Genomic DNA, 24,028 nt, shown 5'->3' on the forward strand with positions numbered 1-24,028 from the left:
ATATGACGGGAATGCCAGTCCAAAAGTTTCATTTTCTCACATTAGTTGTTTTCCTGATCATAAGCATGCAGCTTTTCCACCATTTCGGCAAAAAGAGGATTGACTCCGCCTGAATTGGCCGGTACTCCAAGATTAACGGCTACAAGCGCATATTTCGGCTGTTCGTATGGAAAATAGCCTGCAAACCATTTATTATGGAGTTCGACTCCGCCTGACATAGCACCAGTTTGCGCGGTTCCCGATTTTCCAGCTACAGCATATGGCAAGTTTTGAAACCATCTGCCTGTCCCTTCTTCATCGAGGACAACCTCTCTCAATAGCTTTTGCATATTTATGGCTGTATAAGGAGATACATTTTCTCCAGCAAGCGGTTTTTCTTTAAATTCGAGCAAAGATGTATGGTTCTTATATTCTACGCCAGATGCGACACGAACCATTTCTTTTTTCCCTCCTCTTGCAATGGCTGCCATCATATTAGCAACCGCAAGCGGTGTTGCCCGGACCTCATGCTGGCCAATTCCTGTTAAACCGACGAAATTACTGTCCTCTCTCGCATCCTCTGATAAAAAGACTCTGCCTTCTTCTTCGTCCTGCAGCTGATGGAAGTCTTCAAGATGATAGAGATCCCCATGCCAGCCAACTCCGCCTGTCAATGAGAGCTTTTCGGCGTACTCCTCCAATATATGCGGGTCGATCTCTTTTAATTCTTTTGCCAGTGTGGCAAATGTATTATTACAGCTTCTCGCAAAACTATCATTAAAATTCAGCATTCCATGATCATAGTTTAAATCAGGATCACCAGTAATTGTTTTGCTGCAATCAAACAAACGGCTAGAGTCGGTCAGTTTATAATCAATTGCAGCAGCGGCTACGACCGTCTTAAAAACAGAGCCCATAATCTGCTGCTTGACCATGAGATTTTCGCTCCCGCCTGTCTCTTCATCAAAAGGATTATTTTTGTTAATCGCTGGCCGCGAAACCGATGCAAGCACGGAGTTGGTTTCAATATCGATTAATACTAAACCGCCTCTCTTAATTTCATGCTTGTCTGTAAGCTCTTCGGCTATTTCTTGGAGATCATGATCAAGTGTCGTCCGAATATTGACGGGATAATACGGGTTTGCAGGCTCAACATATTTAACATCAATTCCAAACAAAGGCCCTCCAATCGCATCCACATGATAAACAAGCTTAGAATTTCCCTCTGGCAGCAGAAATTCGTCGAAGCTTTTCTCCATTCCGGTAACGCCCACCATCGTATCTTCAGAAAGCTGCTTGTCCGGATAACGCTGCTGGACGACCTCCTTGTTCATACTGGTGATGCCAATTAATTGTTCTGCGGGATTATCCAGAAGATGATATTTCTTATCTACCGCAAAAACGCCAGGAATTTGCAGCTCGTTGATTTGATCCATTTGCGCACTTGTCAGCTCCAGCGGTTTTGGTTCTCCATAAGCAATCGGCTCTTTTGCCTGCTCAACCGCATGTCTTAAGGCATATTCTGAAGCTCCTGTTATATCAGAAACCAGCTTCACATCCCAATCCATGTTTGCTAAAAAAGGAAATAGTATAAGTACTGGTTTGTAAGTATGTGTAAGCGGATTACCATGACGGTCTAAAAAATTGCCTCTGCCGGTATCTAAGACCATTTCCTGAGATCTCTGCTGTACACTCGCTTCTAATAAGTTGATCCCATTCTCTGTGAAATTTTCAGTTTGAAGCAATTGGATCTGTGCAAGTCGTCCTAATAGAACTGACAGCAGAATCATACAAGCAGCTAAAATAAAAACAGCTCTTTTTCTCCACATAAAAAACACCTCGTCAAAAGTTTTGACGAGGTTTCGGTATTTCAAACTTATGAAGTTAAAATAAAACCGCTTACTTAATTGTTACGATGCGGACGTTCATGTCACCGCCTGGTGTTTGAACAGTTACTTCATCCCCAACTTTGCGTCCAAGCAAGCTTTTCGCGATTGGAGAATCGTTTGAGATTTTCCCATCGAAAGGATCAGCTTCAGCACTTCCCACGATTGTATACGTTTCTTCATCACCGTCTGGAAGTTCAACGAATGTCACAGAGCGGCCTAAAGAAACACCATCTGTGCTCATATCTTCTTCTTCAATTATTTTAGCATTGCGGATCATATTTTCAAGCGTTGTGATTCTGCCTTCAACAAATGCTTGTTCCTCTTTTGCAGAATCATACTCAGAGTTTTCTGATAGATCACCGAAACTGCGGGCAATCTTAATTCTTTCAACTACTTCTTTACGCTTAACTGATTTTAATTGTTCTAATTCTTGTTCAAGCTTTTCTTTTCCTGCCTGTGTCATTGGAAATACTTTTTCTGTAGCCAAGATCTTCACTCCTTCTGTATTCACACACCCAAAGGGCATTTGTGTCAAAATATATGTACACTGTTCACATTTTAGTTAAAATGCACAGGAGCGCGTCCTTTTAAAAAGGGCGCGCATTATTTCATCCATTATAAAGCATTAACACGATGTGTCAATCCTTTTAAGAAAATATGTTCCTTACATTTTCTATGCTATTGTTTCATAAAATAGACTTTTGTTCAAGAATTGTTTTGATTTTTGTGACCATTAAGTCAATCGCCACATGATTATGACCACCCTCAGGGATAATCACATCAGCATATCTTTTCGTCGGTTCAATAAATTGATTATGCATTGGCCGAACAACGTTCACATATTGTTCAATAACAGAATCCATTGAACGTCCACGCTCTTTAATGTCTCTAAACAAACGGCGAATTATGCGCAAATCTGCATCTGTATCAACAAAAAGCTTGATATCCATAAGATTGCGGAGGCGTTCGTCCTCTAAGACTAAAATACCTTCTAAAATAATAACATCCTTTGGTTCAACCATAATAAATTCATCTGATCTTGTGTGCATCGCATAATCATAGACTGGCTTAGCAATCTCCTCATGATTAAGCAATTTTTGAATATGTTCAATAAGCAGATCATTATCAAATGCAAGAGGATGATCATAATTGGTTTTTAACCGTTCCTCAAAAGGAAGATGCCCCTGATCTTTATAATAGTAATCCTGTTCAAGCAGCAAGATAGAGTGCCCCTTAAAGCTTTCATAGATAGACTTTGTAACGCTTGTTTTTCCAGAGCCTGAGCCCCCTGCTACACCGATAACAACTGGTTTGCGACTCATTTTTTAAATCTCCTTCCGCATCATGTTATTCGGGTAAACGGGCTGATCCACTTTGAAATGTACAATTTGCAATGGATGACGTGCTGCATCCAGTTCATTGCCTTTTTCGTCCCAAATTTTATCCACAACAACCTTGAAATTTTCGATTTCCGGGCCAAAGAATTCAACCTCTTCACCCGGTTTAAAGAAGTTACGCTGCTGCAGTGTAACCACTTGTGTTTCTTCATTATAATCAAGAACAAGTCCGACAAAGTCAAAGTTTGTTTTCTTGCTATGATTGCCAAACATTTGCTCTTGAACCCCAGGTACGCCCTCAAAAAAGGCTGGAGCTGTTTCTCTGTTTGCACATTTATCAAGCTCTTTTAGCCACTCTGGCTTGATTACAAAGTTTTCTGGATCTGCACAGTAAGCGTCAATCACTTTGCGGTATACGCTGACAACTGTTGCAATATAGTGAATAGACTTCATTCTTCCTTCGATTTTCAAGCTATCAATGCCCATCTCAATCATGCGCGGAATGGATTCAACCAGCTTCAAATCCTTAGGACTCATCGCAAATGCTTCATCATCATCAGTGAAAAGCGGTACTTCTTTTTCATCTTCAAGCTGATATAAATCATAATCCCAGCGGCATGATTGACAGCATCCGCCGCGGTTGGAATCACGTGCTGTCATATGGTTGCTCAGCGTACAGCGTCCAGAATAAGCAATACACATTGCACCATGAATAAAGGTTTCAATCTCAATATCAACCTTTTCCTTCATTTCCTGAATGTCCTCTGCACTCGTTTCACGGGCAAGCACGACACGCTCTAAGCCTTCTTCTTTCCAGAATTGAACGGCTCTCCAGTTAGACAGGGACTGCTGCGTGCTTAAATGCACTTCAACATCCGGCGCTACACGGCGGCATGTTTCAATAATAAGCGGATCTGCAACAATAATGCCTGCCACTCCAGCTTCCTGTAATCCTTTTAAATAGTCTTCAAGACCATCAATGTTTTCATTATGTGCAAAAATGTTGGTTGTAACATAGATTTTCGCACCATACTTCCGGGCAAATTCAACGCCCTCTTTCATTTCCTCAAACGTAAAGTTGCCCGCATTTGAGCGAAGGCCATATTCCTGACCGCCAATAAAAACAGCATCTGCCCCATAATGCACAGCGATTTTTAGTTTTTCCAGATTTCCTGCTGGTGCAAGAAGCTCTGGCTTTTTCACAATGACACGCTTTCCGTCGACGATTTCTGAAACTCTATCACTCAAGGTCGTCATATGCTGCCTCCTTCTGCTATTAATAAACCGTTTCTTTAAAGAAAAAGCCTGTATCAAGCGATCTGTTTGCCGGCTGAATTTCTTCTACCTGCTGCAAAAGCTCGTCTTTTATATCTTCATATTCGTCTGGATCTTTGCTGCAGATATCAATCGCTTTGCGGTAAAGCCCAGTAATTGTCGTAATATACTCTTCACTTTTTAAAATTCCATCAATTTTAAATGAATCAATGCCAGCTTCGATGAGCTCCTGAAGCTCATCAATGATGCAGATATCATTGGGACTCATGATATGTGTACCATTTTCATCTTCAAAAATCGGATATTTATTTTCACGTTCTTTATCATGCAGGAACATATTATCTTCCTGTGTTCTATTTTCAACCTTTAATGCTTTTCCTTGATACTCATAGTAATTACCAAGCAGGGAACGCTTTGATTGGAACATCGCTGTCATGCCATGCACTTGAACCTCAATTTCAACCTCAGCATGTTCTTTGATTTCAATAATGGCATCCATATTAATTTCCCGGGCAAGAACTGCTCGTTTTGAACCTTTTCTTCCCCAGTAGTTACATGTATACCAGTTCGTCGCAGTGGTTTCTGTATTCCAATGAAGCTTCATTTTTGGCGCAGCTGCTTTCGCTGCCATTAGAACAGCCGGATCACCATAAATAACAGCATCTGCTTGTACCTCATTTAAAAAGGAGAGATACTCATCAAGCTCTGTTACACGGTCATTATGAAAAATAGCATTCATGGCTACATACACTTTTTTCCCGTGTGAATGTGCAAGTTGTATTGCTTGTTTCACATCTTCTCTGGAAAATTCAGCTGGCAGCCGCAGACCATAACGCTGTTCCCCGATGACAAATGCATCTGCACCAGCAGAAATTAACTCTTCAATATGCTGAACTGACTTAGGAGTCACTAACAATTCAGGCTTTTTCATATTATTCACCTCTTTTTACTAATTGCTATACCGTCACCTACAGGAAGAATCACTGTGTCGTAGTCTTCATGTGACATAAGCCATTCGTTAAACAGATTTATTTTTTTCACTAAGCTGCGGATACGCTTATTTTCAATCTCGTCTTCACACACTAGTCCTTTAAATAAAACATTATCCGTGACAATGACACCATCGTCTTTTAAAAAAGGAGCATACATTTCAAAGAAACGCTGATATTGCCCTTTGGCCGCATCAATAAAAATGGCATCATATGGCCCATGATGCTTTACTTCCTGCTCCAGTTCAAGCGCATCTCCTGTCAGCTGAATGATTTGCTCTTCTCGTCCTGAACGCTGGATATATTGTCCGGCAAGTTTGATTCGTTCTTCGTCTCTCTCTAATGTGACAATTTTGCTTTCAGGTAAAGTCAGTGCCATCCGAAGGGCAGAATAGCCAATCGCCGTTCCGACCTCCAAGATTGATTTTGCCTGCTGAATTCTTAACAACTGAAGCAAGGCTTCAATTCCGACCAATTCCATAATAGGAACGCCATTTTCCTCTGCGTACTGTTCCATTTCCATCAGCAGCGGATGGCGTTCATTCGTTAATTTTTCTATATAAGTATGCAGCTTATCATTTTGCAAACTGCCCTCACCTCTTATTATCCATTTAGACATGAAAAAATAGCGTTCACTGGAGCATGTACAAAAGCAGCACTTTTGCAAAAAACGAGCCATTCGGCCCACACCGTGATTGACGCTATCGTCTACTCTATAAACACCTCAACTATTTTACCATAAAAACTGAAAAGTGCAAGAGCCTTGGTCAGCCCCGACAAGCTTAAGACAAGCCAGGCGGAAGGTCGTTCTTTGACCTTTTGACTGGATTGGCTTAAGACCTCGAGGGGCTAGGCTCTGGAACTAGACAGTAAGAAAAGTGCAAGGGGCTTGGTCAGGAGCGACAAGCATAAGGCAAGCCAGATGAAAGGTTGTTCTTTAACCTTTTAGCTGGGTTGCCTTATGACCTCGAGCTCCTAGCCCCTGGAACTAGACAACAAGAAAAGTGCAAGGGGCTTGGTCATTCATGGGACGTAGTTGAAAACCGCCTCGCTAAAACAAATTAGAAAAAGAAGGCCAGTACAGCCTTCTTTTCATTGAATTCTACTGAATTGTTATATGCTCTGCTTTCTTCTGGTTATGTTCATCTAATGTAGTAGAGAACAGCACTTCGCCCGTTCCTGTTGCCAGGAAGTACAGGTATTCGGTTTCTGCAGGATATAGTGCCGCTTCTATAGAGGATACACCCGCATTTGCGATCGGTCCTGGCGTTAATCCAGTATTTTGATACGTATTATATGGGGAATCAATTTCTAGATGTTCATATAAAACTCGATCTAGATGTTCACCATGTGCATATAAAACGGTCGGGTCTGTCTGCAGCGGCATGCCCGTTTCCATTCGATTATAAAAGACACTCGAAATAGACTCTCTGTCTACTTGCTCTGTTGCTTCTTCTTCAATTAATGATGCCATAGTCAATAGCTCATGCACCGTCATTTCCTGGGCATCCATTTCACCAGTGTATTCATTGATCACTGCATTTGTTTTATCCAGCATGACCGTGACTATCTCTTCTACCGTTGGATCTTCTTTATAAAACGGATAGGTGGCCGGGAATAAATATCCTTCCAGCGGATAAAGGACATTCTCGCCTAAAATTTCATCTGTTAGTAGATTAGGATACTTAGCCATTAACGATTCAATAAATGCCTGATCGTTGAGCTGTTCAAATACAGCATCGCCTTCCTGGCCGATTTTTTCTCCAATAATGCCGGCAATCTGCTCAAGCTGCTTTCCTTCCGGTATAGTCATCTGGAAAACAACCTCATCCATTACCGAACCTGTTTTTAAACTGCCAATAATCTCATCTAAAGTCATGGATGGCTTCATATCATAAGTGCCCGCCATAAATCCAGATTCATTTTTAAGTTTGACATAGTATTTAAATACTCTGGCGTCCTTAATTATTCCGTTATCTTCTAACGCTTGTGCAATGCCTGTTACAGATGAACCAATTGGAATTTCGACTGGCTTAACAGTATTGTTCTCTGGATCAACTGGTTTAATAGCTGAGTTAATATACAAATAGCCACCGCCAGCTATTCCACCAATAATTAGGATTAGCACAATTGTGGTGATAAAAACAATCTTTCTAACCACTTTTGCTTCACTTTGCCGTTCAGTCAGCTTTTGGCGAATAATAGATTTTTTATCTTTCGTTTCATTTGATGACAAACGATTTTCCCTCCTACTCGGGCGGGCGAATTCTAATTCTAATAAACAACCCCAACCTCATAAACTCGAGGATTTGCCCTTCTGCTCTCATATCTCGCATTATTATACTATATTTTCTGAGTGAAGTCGCAAAATATTACAATTAGTATGAATAAATTACAATTATCTCCAATATGTTGTCGAAACACCTTTGTCCATAAACACTTAAAAAGGAGATCGTAATGAGTTTACTATCATGTTCTGCTTGGTGTTTTAACATCTGCACTTGATAAATTTCATCTCCCTGCTAATACACAGAGCCCCAACATCCTAATGCTATACCCACAAGCATATTGTTAGCTATTTTTCAAATATCATTTATAAATATATGAGCATAAAAAAACTTGCCGGCTGGCAAGTATATCTAAAAGCACAAAAAAAAACCTCCAGATAAAATCTGAAGGCTTTTCTTTTTATTCTTCTTCCTGCTCCGCTAAGAATGTGTTCAGCATCTCTTCGATCAGATCCCATTCTTCGTCAGTTTCAATCGGCTGAAGCTCACCATCTGTATTGTCATCGCTAGGGATGAATGCTGATGCATGAATTTCGATTTCTTCTTCATCATCTTCTTCACCAATTGGATAGTATAAAACATATGATTTTCCGAACTCGTCTGAGTTAAATGTAAATAGCACTTCGCAAAGCTGCTCGTTGCCTTCTTCGTCTACTACTGTAATATTTTTTTCACCGTGATCCATGTTCTTTCACCTCATTAATTTTGGCTATTCAAAAAGCCTTGTAAAATCATGACCGCAGCCATTTTGTCGATGACTTGCTTGCGTTTCTTTCGGCTGACATCTGCTTCTAAAAGCACGCGTTCTGCTGCCATTGTGGTCAGACGCTCGTCCCATAGGACAACAGGCAGACCGAAAAGTCTTTCAAGCTCTCTCCCGTAGAACTGGCTTGCTTCGCCGCGCGGGCCAACTGTGCCATTCATATTCTTCGGGAAGCCTACAACAATTTTACTGACTTCATGTTCTTTAATAATTTCACCAATTCGATCAAATCCAAACTGCTTTTCTTCTTCATTGATCTTTATGGTTTCTAAGCCTTGCGCTGTCCAACCAAACGCATCGCTTATTGCGACGCCGACTGTTTTGGAGCCGACATCTAATCCCATCGTCCGCATGTTTATCCCTCTCGCTGCTGTTTCAAGTATGATTTGACTAGTTCTTCGATAATTTCATCCCGTTCCAGCTTGCGGATCACATTACGAGCGTCCTTATGGCGTGGAATATAGGCAGGATCTCCTGAAAGCAGATAACCGACGATTTGATTGATGGGGTTGTACCCTTTTTCCTGAAGCGCCCCATAGACTTGGAAGAGCACATCATTCACATCCTGTTCGATCGGTTCCTCAGGAAAGTTGAATCTCATTGTTTTATCAAATGAGCTCACGTTTTACACCTCGCTTTACCATTTGAGCGATATATTCGTCGCCACGCACAGAAATGCCTTCTAGAGCATGACCACTGATGGTTACCTACATTCTACACTACTTTTGCTTGAGATCAAATTGATTTCACCCATTCAGCCGCAAATTGCAGTGCTTCTTCTAGCTTCTCAGGGTCCTTGCCGCCTGCCTGAGCCATATCTGGACGGCCGCCGCCGCCCCCGCCGCAGCGGGAAGCTACTTCTTTGACTAACTTTCCTGCATGGTAACCCTTTTTAATCAAATCTTCTGTTACTCCAGCAATCAAGTTTACTTTCCCCTCATTTGCACTGCCTAAAACGACAATCGCTGAACCAAGCTTTTTCTTAAGATCATCTGCCATATTGCGAAGATTGTTCATGTCAGAAGCTTGTACTTTTGCGGAAAGCAGCTTCACTCCATTGATTTCCTGCACCATGTCAACAAGACTTCCTGCTTCAATGTTCCCCAGCTTAGCCGCTAATGATTCATTTTCACGCTGAAGTTGTTTCATTTCTCCTTGAAGAACATCAATTCTGGACGGAACATCTTTTAAATTCGTTTTTAATTTTGAAGCTGCATCTTTCAGGGTCATGATTTGCTCATTCATCAGCGCATATGCACCCTCACCTGTTACCGCTTCAATTCTGCGAGTTCCTGCGCCAATTCCGCTCTCTGATTGAATTTTAAATAAACCAATCACAGATGTGTTCGGAACATGGCAGCCGCCGCAAAGCTCAAGGCTGTAATCACCGATTTGAACAACACGGACCACTTTGCCGTATTTTTCGCCAAACAATGCCATTGCACCCATTGCTTTTGCTTCCTCAATGCCTTTATGCTCGATATTGACTGAAAGGCTATGCCAAATCTTTTCATTAACGATTTGCTCAATGTTTTCTAATTCTTCTGCCGTAATTTGGCCAAAGTGTGAAAAGTCAAAGCGGAGGCGATCTGGCTCAACTAGTGAACCTGCCTGATTGACATGCGCTCCTAAAACATCTTTTAATGCCTGGTGCAGCAAGTGAGTAGCTGTGTGATTTTTAATAATTTTAGAGCGGTTAAATGCATCCACAACTGCCTTCACAGAGCTGTTCACCTTCAACGTTCCTTTTGAAACGACTGCACGGTGCAGGTTTTGTCCATTTGGAGCTTTTTGTACGTCTTTTACATGTACGATCACTCCGTCAGCTTCAAGAGTTCCTCTATCAGCGATTTGTCCGCCGCTTTCAGCATAGAAAGGCGTTTGATCTAAAATAAATTGAACTTCGTCCCCTTCTGCTGCCTCATCTGCAAACTGACCATCTTTAATAATGGCCAAAACGTTTGCTTCGCTATAAAGATTTTCGTAGCCGACAAACTCACTTTTTTCTTTATAGTCTCCAAGCACACCTTCCTGCACTTGCATGGAATCAACATCCTGACGAGCAGATCGTGCGCGGTCACGTTGCAGTTCCATTTCACGCTCAAAGCCATCATGATCGATTGTCATGCCTTCTTCTTCCGCATACTCTTCTGTTAATTCAACTGGGAATCCGTAAGTATCATAAAGACGGAACACATCTGTTCCTTGAATTACTGTGCTGCCTTTTTCTTTTTCACTTTTCATAACCGTCGAAAGAATCGCCAATCCTTCGTTTAATGTTTCATGGAAACGCTCTTCTTCGTTTTTGATTACTTTTTGGATAAAGTCTTTTCCTTCTGTAACCTGCGGATAGAAATCCTTCATCACATCGCCTACGACGTCAACTAAATCAAACATGAACGGACGGTTAATTTGAATTTGCTTCGCGTATCGAACCGCTCTTCTAAGCAATCTTCTTAGTACATAGCCTCGGCCTTCATTGGATGGCAATGCTCCATCACCAATTGCAAATGCAACAGTACGAATATGGTCCGCAATAACCTTAAAGGCCACATCTGTTTCTTTGTTTTCGCCATATTTTACACCGGAAATCTCTTCGGTTGCTTTAATGATCGGCATAAAGAGGTCTGTATCAAAGTTTGTAGGCACGTTTTGCACAACAGAAGCCATACGCTCAAGACCCATGCCTGTATCAATGTTTTTCTTTGGCAGCGGTGTGTATGTACCATCAGGATTATGGTTGAACTCAGAAAACACTAAGTTCCAAACTTCTAAATACCGTTCATTTTCTCCGCCAGGGTATAACTCTGGATCGTTCTCATCGCTGCCGTATTCTGGACCGCGATCATAGAAGATCTCCGTGTTCGGACCGCTTGGGCCTTCTCCGATATCCCAGAAGTTCCCCTCTAAACGAATGATGCGTTCTTCTGGAACTCCGATTTTTTCACGCCAGATGCTGTAAGCCTCATCATCCTCAGGGTGAATGGTTACAGAAAGCTTTTCTTCTTCAAATCCAATCCACTTTTCAGACGTTAAGAATTCCCATGCAAATTCAATCGCTTCTTCTTTAAAATAATCACCGATAGAAAAGTTTCCTAGCATCTCAAAGAACGTATGGTGACGAGCTGTTTTCCCAACGTTTTCAATATCATTTGTACGAATTGATTTTTGCGCATTAGTAATACGGGGATTTTCAGGCACAACCCGGCCGTCAAAATATTTTTTCAACGTTGCGACACCGCTGTTGATCCACAAAAGGGACGGATCCTCATGCGGTACAAGGGAAGCACTTGGTTCAATAGCATGCCCATTTTCCTTAAAATACTCTAAAAAGAGGCGGCGAATATCTGATCCTGATAAATTCTTCATCTTTATTCCTCCATTAACAATAGTTAAAATCTTTTGAAAATACAAAAAGCCCTCATCCCAAAACAGGGACGAGGACTATACTCGCGGTACCACCCTGATAATAACAGAGCTCATCCCCTGCTATCTCTCAGATCCTTAACGCGGAAGACGGCAGGGATTAGCTGCATTCAGGATTAGCGTTCTGTTATCCTTCACCCAGGGATTCTTCCAGCCTAGGAATCCCCTCTCTAAAAAGTGGTCTATAACATACTTGTTCCATCAATATGTTGTTTGTATAAATACATTTATAAGCGCATTATAGCGATAAGAAAGGCGGTTTGTCAATGCTTCACAGGCTCTCGTTCCCTCTTTTTTGAAAAATGCTTTTTCGCATGAAGGAGGCTGACTTTTAACACGGCCAGAATCGGAACAGCAATAATCAATCCAAGGATTCCGGCTGCTTCTCCCCCTGCTAAAAGAGCAAGCATGATTACGAGCGGATGCATATGAAGACTGTGCCCCATAATAAAAGGCGAAAGTACATTTCCCTCAAGAAACTGCAGAACCAGCACAATCCCAATGGCAATCAGCACCATTTTTGTGGACATCGTTGCGGCAATAATGACAGCCGGAATGGCACCGATAATTGGACCAAAATAAGGAATAACATTGGTTATGCCAATAATCAAACCTAACAGCAGAGAATATTTAATCCCAAACAGCCAAAATAAAATGGCTGATAAGGAACCTATGACGATACAAACAAGCAGCTGACCGCGGATGTAGCTGCCTAGCGACTTATCAACATCTTTTAAAAACAGCAAGCCTTCCTTCCGCCACCTGCGGGGAGTTAAATACCAAACCGCTTTTTTAACAAGAGGATAATCTTTTAACAAGTAAAAAGAAATAAAAGGAATCAGCAACAGCATCACAATATCATTCACAAAATTCATCATCACAGCCAGAATTTTCGTCAGCAAGTTGTCTAATGCTTCCTCAGCTGCCGTAATGCCGCTATCTACTCTTGTCTGCAATCCTTCTGGCCACATCGAAGTTTTCTCCTGAATCATCTGGACCCAGCTTCGATATTGCTCGCTAAATTGAGGAGCACTTTCAGTCAAATCCCTAAGCTGAAGGATAAATGCTGGAATCCCTTTATATAAAGCGAATCCAATTCCACCGAAAAAAATAATATAAATAATGCAAATGGCCACACCCCGATGCATCCCTGTTTCATGTAGTCGCTCCACAATCGGATGAAGCAAATATGTAATAAAAGCACCGATAATGAAAGGAATCAATACAGCCAAAAAAATATCCAGCACTGGATGCCACAATGTCTTTAATTTTAAAAAAACGAAAATAACAATAAATAAAAGCAGCAAAAACCCTAATCGGTAAAACCACTTTATAGGGATATTCATTAAAGTCCGCCCCCTCACTGGATAGTGTGAGAGAGAAGAGGGGGAATCATACATTTATTTTGTTTAGGAGAAGGTTTTTTGCACTTATTGTTCCGGTAGGAATTGAAATTTTTGCTGGCGGGCTTCTTTGGGTCCTTTTAACACCGATTCTTCTGGCTGGCGGGCACTTGTCTCACAAACAAAGAAATCTGCTGAAATAAATTAACAAAAATGGTAAAATAAACTTTATACAGCAACCATATTTTAGCTTATAAGTATTAAAGAAATGGAATGAGGAGAAAAAACCTATGATGATTGCGTCTCTGTATTTTGGCTGGTTTTTCATGCCTATCTTATGTATTATGTTTTGCTTGAATTTAGTATCAATTTTAAAAAAGGTAAAAAACGACGAAAAAACAGCCAAAAACACCGTTTGGCTTACCATTTCTTTTACTCTTATCATGTGGAGTATAGCGATCATTGCTTCAGCAGACATTTACTAAATACACTTAGCTTCATAGCTTAGATCAGCATACGAAACACTCCATTATAATAAAAATAGGGATACCAATTCATCTGCGAATTAGTATCCCTGTATTGATTTTAAAACAATGCTTTTGTCATTTTCTTCTGGATTTTTTTCATATTTCTTGAAGAAAACATTTTGTTTTTTTGAGCTGCATTGTAAACAGCATATCCAGCTCCGATAAGTGCTGCTGAGGTTAAAATTTTGTTCATCTAACACACCTCGATCCGCTAAATTTTCGTTACGATGAATAGCGGCGCTCATCTTCAGCAAACAAGTCGTCAAGAGAACTTAATGATCCGTCTTCTTCAACTTGATGGGTATTGATTATTCCTTTGGATAATGATAGCTCTATAAAGCATCCCCAGCAATAATACTGATTGATGCCAATTTTTCCGATATCCTTGCTCCCGCAATTTGGGCACTTTAGCATAGACGTAAGACACCTCATTTTTATTTTACATTTACAATGATGGCGTCTTTTCCAATCGCAGGCGGCTCTTCTGTCTTAATGACATGTTTTCCTTCGAGCATATCTGAAAAAAAGCCATCGGTACATTCATACCCTACGATTGTGCCCACTTCTTCGGAAAAATATACATCCTCCAGCAGTCCCAGCTTTTCGCCTTCTTTGGTCATCAGCATCTTGCCGGTTAAGCGATTATGGCTTTCACATGTGTATTCCCCGCCCTTTTGAATCGGCTTCATGACAGCAGGACTCGGAATCATTACACCATCCCAGCCAAACGAAGATACATCGTTAATATCAATGAGAAACGTTTTCTTTAAGAGAGCACCTTTTTTCAATAACAGACCCTTAACGAGTCCTTCCTGGGAAATAAATAAATCGCAAATACTTCCAAGTTTATCGCCTGTACTCGCGTTAAAAACGGTCAAGCCTTTTAAAAGGGAAAATGTCCTCAGGAGCGCTCCCACCTTCCCGAACATCAGTATTCAATTCAAGTACATGCTGCAGTAATGCTTATTTCTTATTGTAGCGCGGTTTATCAAAACGCTGATTTCGTTCTCCGCCATCAGCCAGCTCTTCTGAAAACTCATGTGAGCTGCCTTCTTTCATCTTATATGCCTCAATCTCTGCATACGTAAGCTTGTTGTCGTTTTTCTTTGGCATTAGAGATCCCGCCTTCTTGTGTCGATTGGTAAAACTCCCCATAAAAAAACAGCCTAACTTAGACTGTTTCTATTAGCTATATTCTTTTTCCATAAAATCATACGGCGTTATATTTTCCATCCCAATCATTGGGTCAGCAGCCAGCAAAATTTCTTCGTAGGACATGTTTTCGTCCGGTTGAGGTGGAACTTCTCCACCCTGCTCTATGATGCCTTCCTGCAATTTTTCCGTTAATCTTGTCAGTCTTGCCTGTTCATCTGCCCTTTCGACACCTATTCTGAGGGCGTCCTCTTCACCGCATAATATTAAAAACTGTCTGCTTCTTGTAATTGCGGTGTATAACAGATTTCTCCGCAGCATTCGATAATAGCTTTTCACAACCGGCAAAATTACGATCGGAAACTCGCTTCCCTGTGATTTATGAACAGAGCAGCAGTATGCATGTGTGATTTGATTCAAATCCTGTCTAGTATATGTTGCTTCGACTCCTTCAAAAGAAACCACAATCATATCTTGCTTTTCCGTATTTTCTTTTGCATAAAAAATGGAAACAACTTCACCCATATCGCCATTAAAGACATGATTTTCAGGCTGATTCACAAGCTGAAGCACTTTATCGCCAATCCGATATGTTACATCACCAAAGGCCAGCTCCTTCCGTGAGCCATCAGGGTTGCTGTTGAAGATTTCCTGCAGCATCAAATTAAGCTTGTCAATCCCTGCAGGACCTCTATACATAGGCGCCAACACTTGAATGTCCTTGGCTGTATAGCCTTTTTTCTTCGCATTTAAAACTACTTTCTCAACAACTGCCCCAATTTGTCCTGGTCCGCATTTTATAAAAGAACGGTCAGGCTGTGGAGCGCTAATATTTGCCGGAAGCTGTCCTTTTTTCATTTCATGGGCAAGCTCGATAATGGAAGAGCCTTCAGCCTGACGATAGATGTCCACTAAACGGACTGTAGGGAGCCTTTCTGACCTAAGAAGATCTTTAAGAACCTGCCCCGGTCCCACAGATGGCAGCTGATCCTCATCACCTACTAAAATAACCTGCATATTCTCTGGAACAGCTTTAAACAGCTGATTCGCCAGCCAAATATCAACCATCGACGTTTCATCCACAATTAAAATTTTTCCCTCAAGCGGATTTTCATCATGATGATCAAATCCTTCACTGCCATTCCACCCGAGCAGGCGATGAATCGTTACAGCAGGCAGTCCTGTTGATTCGGCCATTCGTTTAGCCGCTCTGCCTGTTGGTGCAGCAAGCAGAAAAGGAAAAGTTTCTTCCTGCTTATAAGCGCCAGGATCAAGCGAGCACCCATGCAGTTCGCCATACAGTTCCACAATTCCTTTAATGACTGTTGTTTTTCCCGTACCAGGACCACCTGTTAAAATAAGCATCGGGCTCATCAGCGCCTTCTGGATCGCTTCTTTTTGCGAAGGAGCATACTGGACCCCAAGCCGTTCTTCAAGCTCACCTAATGCCATTAGAAACTCTGATTCAGGAAATTGCTGATCATATTGCGTCTGCTGCAGAATCCTTTTGATATTTGTCACGATTCCTTTTTCAGAAAAATACAACGGAGGCAAATAGAGGCGCTGATCCTCCGCCATAATCTTGCCTTCTTCCCCAAGCTTCACAATTTCCTTGGAAATATCAGCGAACTCGATCTGGTCACGTTTATTATCCTCAAGCAGCTGTTTAACACTCGGAAGAAGGTCTCTTGCATACATAAACACATGCCCATTCTGCATGCTGCCGGTTTCAAGCATATAAAGGCATGCGGCTCTAATGCGATCTGGATGACTGCCCGATATCCCGATCTGATATCCCAGCTCATCCGCGCGCGAAAAACCGATTCCTTCCACATCTTCAACAAGCTTGTATGGATTATTTTGAATCATATCAACCGTTTGTTCCTTATACGCCTGATAGATTCGCATTGATAACTGCGGCCCAAAGCCATATTGATTTAAAGCAATCATCGCCTGCTCCAACCCCTGATGCTCCATTAACGTATCATATACAAGCTTTGCTTTTTCGCCGGAAAGCTTGGGAACCCGATCAAGTATAGAAGGCTCATTCAGAATTTTAGAGATCGCATTCTCTCCAAGCTCCTCCACTATGCTTTCCGCTGTTTTAGTTCCAATCCCTTTAAAAAGATCACTAGATAAGTAATTGGCAACGCCCTGCTTTGTTTGCGGAATATCCTTGCGGTAATGGGTAGCATGAAGCTGGACGCCAAATTTCGGATGCTCCTTTAACTCTCCGTAAAAAATATATGTCTCATGCTCGTGAAGCTTTGGAAAATAGCCTGTGATCACAGCTTCTTTATCTTCATATGTATGATTTGTATCTTCAACCCGCAAACGCAGCACCGTGTACATGTTTTGCTCGTTATGAAAAATCGTCACAAGATGCTTGCCTTTCATATATTTTTCTTCTGCACCGGAAAATAAGTTTAATGAGCCCTGCTCCTCCATTGATGGTCCCTCCCTTCAAAGGCTTTTTAACATCAGATTAAGTGAGTGAGAATACCTCCAGCACTATTCCTTCTCGATCAATTTTTTCCCGTAACCTGCAAGGACATGATCAGGCTGAATTTCCAGTGCTTTATCGAAGTGTTCCAATGCTTCTTTTTCTTTTTCCTGAAAACCATATGCTACACCTAAATTGTAATATGCATCGGCATGCTCTTCATCGAGGCTGATGCACTTTTTAAATTGTGCAATGGCTTCTTCAATGAATTCCAGTCCTGCAAGGCATAGGCCATATTGGAAAAAGGCTTCAGCATCTTCTTCGTTTAATTCTGTGCTGCGCTGCAGGTATGGCAATGCAAGGCGGGCCTGATCAAGCGCCATTAAAGACATGCCAAGCATGAAATAATTATCACCAGTATTTAAGCCTTTTTGCATCGCACGCTCAAACATGTTTTTAGCTTCTTCAAAGTTTTGCTCATCATAGTATAAGTTACCTGCGCTATAGTAAGCTGCAGCGGCATTTTCATCGAGTGCAATCGCCTTTTCATAGAATTTTAGCGCTTTTTCAGAATCGCCGACAGCTGCTAAGACGTTGCCAAAGTTTATGTATAGTACTGGGTTGTCTGGCTGCTCTTCAATGGCTTCCATAAAGGCCTGCGCAGCTTCCTCCCATTTTCCTTCTTGCATATATTGAATACCTTGCTGATTTTTATCCATTGTACAATCACTCCATTCACTGAAAGTATAGCATATTTTTATTTTAGGACGGAAGAAAGCCCTGAATTCAGTAATTCAGGGCTTGTTTGTAAAAGTAATTTCCACTGCAGGTACCTGCTTTCCACGGGGGGGCTGTTGAGCACCCTCAGCGCGAGCACTGTGAGGTTTCACCCTCCCACTTCTCGACAGGACATTGAGTGGGCTTCAAAGCATGAGCACCGCACGAAGAAAAGGAGCTAGCATTATTGAGGAGTCTCGCTCTCCTCGTTTCAATCACTTAGCATATCTTTTATCATTAAACGTTTTAGACTACCCAACATACGTAAGACGGTCTTCATTTTTGAAAACTCGGTCAATGGTTCCGCCGCCCAGGCAGACATCGCCATCATAGAACACAACCGCTTGGCCTGGTGTGATTGCACGGATTGGTTCATGGAAGGTAACCTTAACAGTATTGTCTTCGGCGAGTTGTACTGTTACTTTATTGTCAGCCTGACGGTATCTGAATTTTGCTGTACATTCGAATGTTTGCGGCTGGTTTTCATCTGAAACCCAGCTAACATTAACAGCCGTGATACTGTCTGAATAAAGCTTTTCATTATGGAAGCCTTGTCCTACATAAAGAACATTGCGCTTTAAGTCCTTGCCAATCGCAAACCAAGGTTCACCTGCTCCGCCAATGCCAAGTCCATGGCGCTGTCCGATTGTGTAGTACATCAATCCATCATGGCGACCCACCACTCTGCCGTCGAATGTTTCCATATTGCCCGGCTGTGCTGGCAGGTAGTTTCCGAGGAATTCTTTGAAATTGCGCTCGCCAATAAAGCAAATGCCCGTACTATCCTTTTTCGTTGCTGTAGCCAGCTCTGCTTTCGCCGCTAATTCTCTAACTTTAGACTTTTCGATGTCACCAATCGGGAACATTACTTTTGAAAGCTGTTCTTGTGTCAGCTGGTTAAGGAAATAGGTTTGATCTTTATTTTCATCAAGCCCTCTCAGCATTTTGTATTCACCATCACGGTATTCTACCCGTGCATAGTGACCTGTTGCTAAGTAATCGGCACCTAGGCTGACAGCATGCTCAAGAAACGCTTTGAATTTGATTTCCTTATTGCACATGACATCAGGATTTGGTGTTCTTCCAGCTTTGTATTCATCAAGAAAGTACGTAAATACCTTTTCCCAATACTGCTTTTCAAAGTTTACCGCATAATAAGGAATGCCAATTTGGTTGCAGACTCTAATGACATCGTTATAATCCTCCGTTGCTGTACAAACGCCAAATTCATCCGTATCATCCCAGTTTTTCATGAAAATACCGATGACATCATAGCCTTGTTCTTTTAAAAGAAGTGCTGCCACAGAAGAATCAACGCCACCAGACATCCCGACAACTACTCGTGTATCTTTTGGATCTTTTTTCATGTTTTTCACCACGTTTCTGTTTTTCTTTTTATTTATGTTATCTTAAATGATTTCCACTCCATGGTACTCGCTTTCCGCGGGGCGGGTGGTGAGCCTCCACCCGCAGGAGTATCGCACCATTCCGTTCCAATCACCAAGCATATCGTCATCCAAAGTTCTTACATATAGCAAGCATATGGAGTATCGCCTTATGTTAATCGCTTTATAATTTTGCTCGTTTCAAGTGCTGCTTTTTCAACCTGTTCCGCTGTGTTGAATAAGCCAAAACTAAAACGGATCGAATTTTGCAGACGATCGTCTCCTTTTCCAAACATCGCAAGAAGCACATGTGATGGTTCAATAGAACCTGCTGTGCAGGCTGAACCGCTTGATGCTGCAATTCCAGCAAGGTCAAGGTTCACAAGCATTTGCTCTACATTTGTTCCAGGAAAGCTTAAGTTTAGTACATGTGGCATTGAATAATCAAGTGATCCGTTTCTGGTAAAATTCACTTCATTTTCATTGAGCTTTTGTACAAATAGCTGCTGATAGCTTTTATATTGCTCTGTCTTCGCTTCCCGTTCTTCCTGTGCAACACGAATAGCCTCCAGAAAGCCTGCAATCGCAGGGACATTCTCGGTTCCTGCTCTGCGTTTTCGCTCTTGCTCACCGCCAAACAAACGAGATGACAGCATGACGTTTTTATGGGCATACAAAAAGCCAATCCCTTTAGGTCCGTTAAGCTTATGGGCCGTGACAGATAATAAATCGACCTGCAATTCCTTCACATCGATCTTCTGCAATCCATAGGCTTGGACAGCATCTGTATGAAAAAGAGCCTGATGATCAGCAAGAAGCTCACCAATTTCTTTAATCGGCTGTATCGTGCCGATCTCATTGTTGGCGTACATAATGGTGACAAGAATGGTTTCGTCCGTTAGTGCATTTTTAACAGCTTCTGCTGAAACTCTTCCAGTCTCATCAACAGGCAAATACGTAACCGTAAACCCTTGCTTTTCAAGCTGCTGACAGGCATGTAAAACCGCATGATGCTCGACCTCAGTTGTGATAATATGATTGCCCTTATCGCGATAAGCATCTGCTGCTCCGAAAATCGCATGATTATCGGCCTCAGTTCCGCCGCTTGTGAAAATAATTTCATTTGGACTAGCACCAATGCTTTTTGCCATTTCTGCCCGCGCTTCATCAATAATATGACGAGCACTTCGTCCAAAGTGATGAATGCTTGAAGGATTTCCGAACTCCTGTCCCATCACTTCCATCATTTTCTCAATCACTCTTGGATGCATCGGGCTTGTTGCCGCGTGATCTAAATATATATGTTCCATTAATTCACCTTCTGACTTTCGAAATATATCGTTGCAGACTTTTAGTCTTACTTCCTATGAAAGCAGGGAATTAGCTTTCGGGGGGAGATTTTAAATATTAACTTTCTTTTAGGGCTCGTATAGTTAAGTACCGGGGTAGGGATATTTTTAACACTCTAGCTCTCTTCTTAAAAACGAAGTTCGGAGGGAGATTGTCTCTTTTTAACGACCCAACTCTATCCTAAAGACAAGGTTCAGTTGTTAAACTCCCTTTTTAACGACCCATCTCTATCCTAAAGACGAGGTTCAGTTGTTAAACTCCATTTTTAACCACCCATCTCTACCCTAAAGGGGAAGTTCGGGGGTTAAACTCCCTTTTTAACGACCCATCTCTATCCTAAAGACGAGGTTCGGTTGTTAAACTCCATTTTTAACGACCCAACTCTATCCTAAAGACGGGGTTCAGTTGTTAAACTCTCTTTTTAACGACCCATCTCTACCCTATAGGCGAAGTTCGGGGGTTTCACCAACCCAACCCATCCCTCTCAACAAAGCGGATTTTAGCATTAATCTCCACTCATTAAATATAAAACATATAAGAATCCCCTGCGTTGTCATCTGTATGATTCGCCAGGTCTTCGATCGTGGTGTTGTCTAATACATCTTTGACCGCATCGCGGATTCTGATCCATAGTTCTCGCTTTGCCGGTTCTTCATCTTCAATACCCTCAACAGGACTGATCGGACCTTCCAGGACGCGAATAATATCTCCGGCGGTAATGTTTTGCGGTTCAGAGCCTAATATATAGCCCCCATATGCTCCTCTAATGCTCTTAACGAGTCCGGCATTGCGCAGCGGTGCAATGAGCTGCTCTAAGTAATGCTCTGATAAATCATTGTTTTGGGCAATGACCTTTAGCGAAATCGGTCCTTCCCCATGTTTTCTGGCAAGTTCAATCATAATGGTTAAGCCGTAGCGGCCTTTAGTTGAAATTTTCATGGATTTACACCTCTATTTTCTTTATCTATAAAAGGCTGTTTTCGTAGCGACGCCAAAAATAGATCCGTCAGCTTTTGACATTGCGGCAATGCCTTTCCTACAAGTGGACCTATACATAAACTAATAAAAACGGTTCCCCAAAAAACAGGACCGCCAAGCTGCCAGCCGACAATTAATACTAGTATTTCCATCACAGCACGCACTCTTCCGACCTTCCAGCCTGTCTTTGAAGTAAGTGCAATCATAAGACTATCACGAGGACCTGCTCCCAGCTGTGCTGATATATAAAGTCCCATTCCATAACAGTTAATAAGAATACCAGCTGAAAACATCAGTAGCTTTCCAGTCATACCTGAAGGAGTATCCATAAAAGGCAATAACATATACATGTCGATAAACAATCCAACAAGAATCATATTCAAGTATGCACCGGCCTTGGGCATTTCCTTTGATATTAGGGCTGATACAATGAGCACAGCAATGCCAACAATAATGGACCAGCTTCCAATCGATAATCCGAATTGATAATAAAGACCAACATGCAGAACATCCCACGGTGAAGCTCCTAAATCAGCCAATATCACCAAATCAATTCCAAGACTCATCACAAGCAATCCTAATAAGTAAACCGAAAATCTTGGACCGATCTGGCCTCTTCTCTTCATATTCATCCTCTTTTCCCATCCATGTGATCTTATATATATATTTAAATTCCTTACTTTCTCTATAGACTTTTGTCATTATAGCATAATTGCAGGCATTAATCATTTATACAAAAGGACAGTTTATGATATGTTTATAGCAGAAAATTCCCTGCACTATATTTGGAGTGATTGTTATGAGCATTAAACCATTAGCCTTCAGAATGCGGCCTAAAACAATAGACGAAATCATCGGACAGGAGCATTTGGTTGGTGAAGGAAAAATTATAGACCGGATGGTAAAAGCCAAACAGCTTTCTTCGATGATATTATATGGACCTCCCGGAATTGGCAAAACGTCGATTGCGAGCGCCATTGCCGGCAGCACCCGGTTTGCCTTTCGTACATTAAATGCCGTTACCAATAATAAAAAAGACATGGAAATCGTTGCGGCTGAAGCCAAAATGTCCGGAAAAGTCATTCTTCTCCTTGATGAAGTCCATCGTCTTGATAAAGGCAAACAGGATTTTCTGCTTCCATACCTTGAAAACGGCATGATTACATTAATTGGCGCCACAACCAGCAATCCCTATCATGCTATTAATCCAGCCATTCGAAGCAGATGCCAGATCTTCGAATTAAAGCCGTTATCAATTGAAGATCTAAAGCTTGCCTTAACAAGAGCAATACATGATGAAGAACAAGGGCTTGGAGATAAAAACATCCAAATTGATGAGGATGCACTCACTTTTTTTGCCACAAGTTCAAATGGAGATGTCCGCAGTGCCCTCAATGCCTTAGAGCTTGCCGCATTATCAACAAAAGCTGCCGATGATGATGTAATCCATATTACGTTGGCTGTTGCAGAAGAATGCATGCAGAAAAAAAGCTTCCATCATGATAAAGATGGTGACGGACATTATGATGTGCTCTCCGGCTTTCAAAAATCAATTCGCGGCAGTGATGTCAATGCAGCTTTGCATTATCTCGGCAGACTGATCGAAGCAGGTGATCTGACCAGTATCGGCCGCAGATTATTAGTCATTGCCTACGAAGACATCGGGCTCGCTTCCCCGCAGGCAGGAGCCAGAACATTAGCAGCGATCGAATCGGCCGAACGGCTCGGTTTTCCCGAAGCACGCATTCCGCTTGCCAATGCGGTCATTGAATTATGCCTATCACCGAAATCAAACTCAGCCATTTCAGCAATCGATAGTGCTTTAGGAGATATCCGCAGCGGCATAAGCGGGGATGTCCCGAATCATTTAAAGGATGCGCACTACAAAGGCGCAGCCGAGCTTGGACGCGGAATTGACTATAAATATCCGCATGATTATGAATCCGGATGGGTGAAGCAGCAATATCTGCCGGACAAACTGAAACACAAAAAATACTATGCTCCAAAACTGACAGGAAAATTTGAGCAGGCACTTGCCGCGATTTATCAGAAACTAATGAAATAATGAGCATTAGGTGAAAGAACAAAAAATGCTTAGGACACTTAACGTCCTAAGCATTTTTGCGA

At 41.8% G+C, this 24,028-nt stretch carries 24 protein-coding genes; 2 read left to right on the forward strand and 22 right to left on the reverse strand.

From position 1 onward, the window contains the following. Positions 1–41 precede the first annotated feature (41 nt). The 12 genes from F7732_RS07950 to F7732_RS08005 all read right to left on the reverse strand — a co-directional run bounded on the left by F7732_RS07950 (position 42) and on the right by F7732_RS08005 (position 13,292). Positions 42–1,808, reverse strand: coding sequence for a peptidoglycan D,D-transpeptidase FtsI family protein (locus F7732_RS07950; RefSeq protein ID WP_151573363.1), 1,767 nt, complete (start codon positions 1,806–1,808; stop codon positions 42–44). Between the two features lie 70 nt (positions 1,809–1,878). Further along, on the reverse strand, positions 1,879–2,355 hold the full coding sequence (gene greA / locus F7732_RS07955; protein ID WP_151573364.1) for a transcription elongation factor GreA: 477 nt from the start codon (positions 2,353–2,355) through the stop codon (positions 1,879–1,881). A gap of 199 nt (positions 2,356–2,554) precedes the next feature. Beyond that, entirely contained in the window at positions 2,555–3,190 is a 636-nt protein-coding gene (udk, locus tag F7732_RS07960; RefSeq protein WP_151573365.1) for a uridine kinase, read from the reverse strand. Between the two features lie 3 nt (positions 3,191–3,193). Next, positions 3,194–4,462, reverse strand: a complete 1,269-nt coding sequence (locus F7732_RS07965) for a peptidase U32 family protein (RefSeq protein ID WP_151573366.1) — start codon at positions 4,460–4,462, stop codon at positions 3,194–3,196. Positions 4,463–4,481: 19 nt separating this feature from the next. After that, the gene (locus F7732_RS07970; protein ID WP_151573367.1) at positions 4,482–5,411 is read right to left on the reverse strand and encodes a peptidase U32 family protein; all 930 of its coding nucleotides are present in this window, start codon (positions 5,409–5,411) and stop codon (positions 4,482–4,484) included. 5 nt (positions 5,412–5,416) lie between these two features. Further along, positions 5,417–6,055 carry an O-methyltransferase gene (locus tag F7732_RS07975; RefSeq protein ID WP_240056565.1) on the reverse strand — a complete coding sequence of 213 codons (639 nt, stop codon included), beginning with the start codon at positions 6,053–6,055 and terminating at the stop codon, positions 5,417–5,419. Positions 6,056–6,571: 516 nt separating this feature from the next. After that, complete coding sequence (mltG, locus tag F7732_RS07980; protein WP_151573369.1) at positions 6,572–7,705, reverse strand: endolytic transglycosylase MltG; 1,134 nt, start codon at positions 7,703–7,705, stop codon at positions 6,572–6,574. A gap of 452 nt (positions 7,706–8,157) precedes the next feature. Further along, a complete protein-coding gene (locus F7732_RS07985; RefSeq protein WP_066443231.1) occupies positions 8,158–8,442 on the reverse strand; it encodes a DUF1292 domain-containing protein in 285 nt (94 codons plus the stop codon). Positions 8,443–8,456: 14 nt separating this feature from the next. Beyond that, complete coding sequence (ruvX, locus tag F7732_RS07990; protein WP_151573370.1) at positions 8,457–8,873, reverse strand: Holliday junction resolvase RuvX; 417 nt, start codon at positions 8,871–8,873, stop codon at positions 8,457–8,459. Between the two features lie 2 nt (positions 8,874–8,875). Next, entirely contained in the window at positions 8,876–9,142 is a 267-nt protein-coding gene (locus tag F7732_RS07995; protein WP_066443228.1) for an IreB family regulatory phosphoprotein, read from the reverse strand. A 113-nt stretch (positions 9,143–9,255) separates the two neighbouring features. Next, on the reverse strand, positions 9,256–11,889 hold the full coding sequence (alaS, locus tag F7732_RS08000) for an alanine--tRNA ligase (RefSeq protein WP_151573371.1): 2,634 nt from the start codon (positions 11,887–11,889) through the stop codon (positions 9,256–9,258). Positions 11,890–12,209: 320 nt separating this feature from the next. Beyond that, positions 12,210–13,292: an AI-2E family transporter gene (locus F7732_RS08005; protein ID WP_151573372.1), complete on the reverse strand. Its 1,083-nt coding sequence runs from the start codon at positions 13,290–13,292 to the stop codon at positions 12,210–12,212. Positions 13,293–13,579: 287 nt separating this feature from the next. Between F7732_RS08005 and F7732_RS08010 the strand changes: the two genes are divergently transcribed. Further along, entirely contained in the window at positions 13,580–13,774 is a 195-nt protein-coding gene (locus F7732_RS08010) for a hypothetical protein (protein WP_151573373.1), read from the forward strand. A gap of 100 nt (positions 13,775–13,874) precedes the next feature. Here the strand turns inward: F7732_RS08010 and F7732_RS08015 are convergent, their stop codons facing one another. From F7732_RS08015 to F7732_RS08055, 10 genes are all read right to left on the reverse strand, one after another. Further along, positions 13,875–14,009, reverse strand: a complete 135-nt coding sequence (locus F7732_RS08015) for a YrzQ family protein (protein WP_151573374.1) — start codon at positions 14,007–14,009, stop codon at positions 13,875–13,877. Positions 14,010–14,038: 29 nt separating this feature from the next. Beyond that, positions 14,039–14,230: a hypothetical protein gene (locus tag F7732_RS08020; RefSeq protein WP_080844771.1), complete on the reverse strand. Its 192-nt coding sequence runs from the start codon at positions 14,228–14,230 to the stop codon at positions 14,039–14,041. Positions 14,231–14,250: 20 nt separating this feature from the next. After that, positions 14,251–14,745 carry a PRC-barrel domain-containing protein gene (locus F7732_RS08025; RefSeq protein WP_338024081.1) on the reverse strand — a complete coding sequence of 165 codons (495 nt, stop codon included), beginning with the start codon at positions 14,743–14,745 and terminating at the stop codon, positions 14,251–14,253. Positions 14,746–14,779: 34 nt separating this feature from the next. Continuing rightward, positions 14,780–14,929 carry a hypothetical protein gene (locus tag F7732_RS22585; protein ID WP_156495713.1) on the reverse strand — a complete coding sequence of 50 codons (150 nt, stop codon included), beginning with the start codon at positions 14,927–14,929 and terminating at the stop codon, positions 14,780–14,782. A 72-nt stretch (positions 14,930–15,001) separates the two neighbouring features. Next, positions 15,002–17,416, reverse strand: a complete 2,415-nt coding sequence (recD2, locus tag F7732_RS08030) for an SF1B family DNA helicase RecD2 (RefSeq protein ID WP_151573375.1) — start codon at positions 17,414–17,416, stop codon at positions 15,002–15,004. 63 nt (positions 17,417–17,479) lie between these two features. Continuing rightward, positions 17,480–18,130, reverse strand: coding sequence for a tetratricopeptide repeat protein (locus F7732_RS08035; RefSeq protein WP_151573376.1), 651 nt, complete (start codon positions 18,128–18,130; stop codon positions 17,480–17,482). Positions 18,131–18,439: 309 nt separating this feature from the next. Next, complete coding sequence (gene mnmA / locus F7732_RS08040; RefSeq protein ID WP_151573377.1) at positions 18,440–19,555, reverse strand: tRNA 2-thiouridine(34) synthase MnmA; 1,116 nt, start codon at positions 19,553–19,555, stop codon at positions 18,440–18,442. A gap of 188 nt (positions 19,556–19,743) precedes the next feature. Further along, on the reverse strand, positions 19,744–20,883 hold the full coding sequence (locus F7732_RS08045) for a cysteine desulfurase family protein (RefSeq protein WP_151573378.1): 1,140 nt from the start codon (positions 20,881–20,883) through the stop codon (positions 19,744–19,746). Between the two features lie 559 nt (positions 20,884–21,442). Continuing rightward, entirely contained in the window at positions 21,443–21,862 is a 420-nt protein-coding gene (gene cymR, locus F7732_RS08050; protein ID WP_066443218.1) for a cysteine metabolism transcriptional regulator CymR, read from the reverse strand. Continuing rightward, a complete protein-coding gene (locus F7732_RS08055) occupies positions 21,859–22,533 on the reverse strand; it encodes a YczE/YyaS/YitT family protein (RefSeq protein ID WP_151573379.1) in 675 nt (224 codons plus the stop codon). The genes cymR and F7732_RS08055 overlap by 4 nt, the downstream gene beginning before the upstream one ends. Positions 22,534–22,706: 173 nt before the next feature. Between F7732_RS08055 and F7732_RS08060 the strand changes: the two genes are divergently transcribed. Further along, entirely contained in the window at positions 22,707–23,966 is a 1,260-nt protein-coding gene (locus F7732_RS08060) for a replication-associated recombination protein A (protein ID WP_192913014.1), read from the forward strand. Positions 23,967–24,028 lie beyond the last annotated feature (62 nt).

Origin of the sequence: Bacillus mesophilum (assembly GCF_008923265.1) — a bacterium.
In the GTDB taxonomy this organism is placed as follows: domain Bacteria; phylum Bacillota; class Bacilli; order Bacillales; family Cytobacillaceae; genus Cytobacillus; species Cytobacillus mesophilum.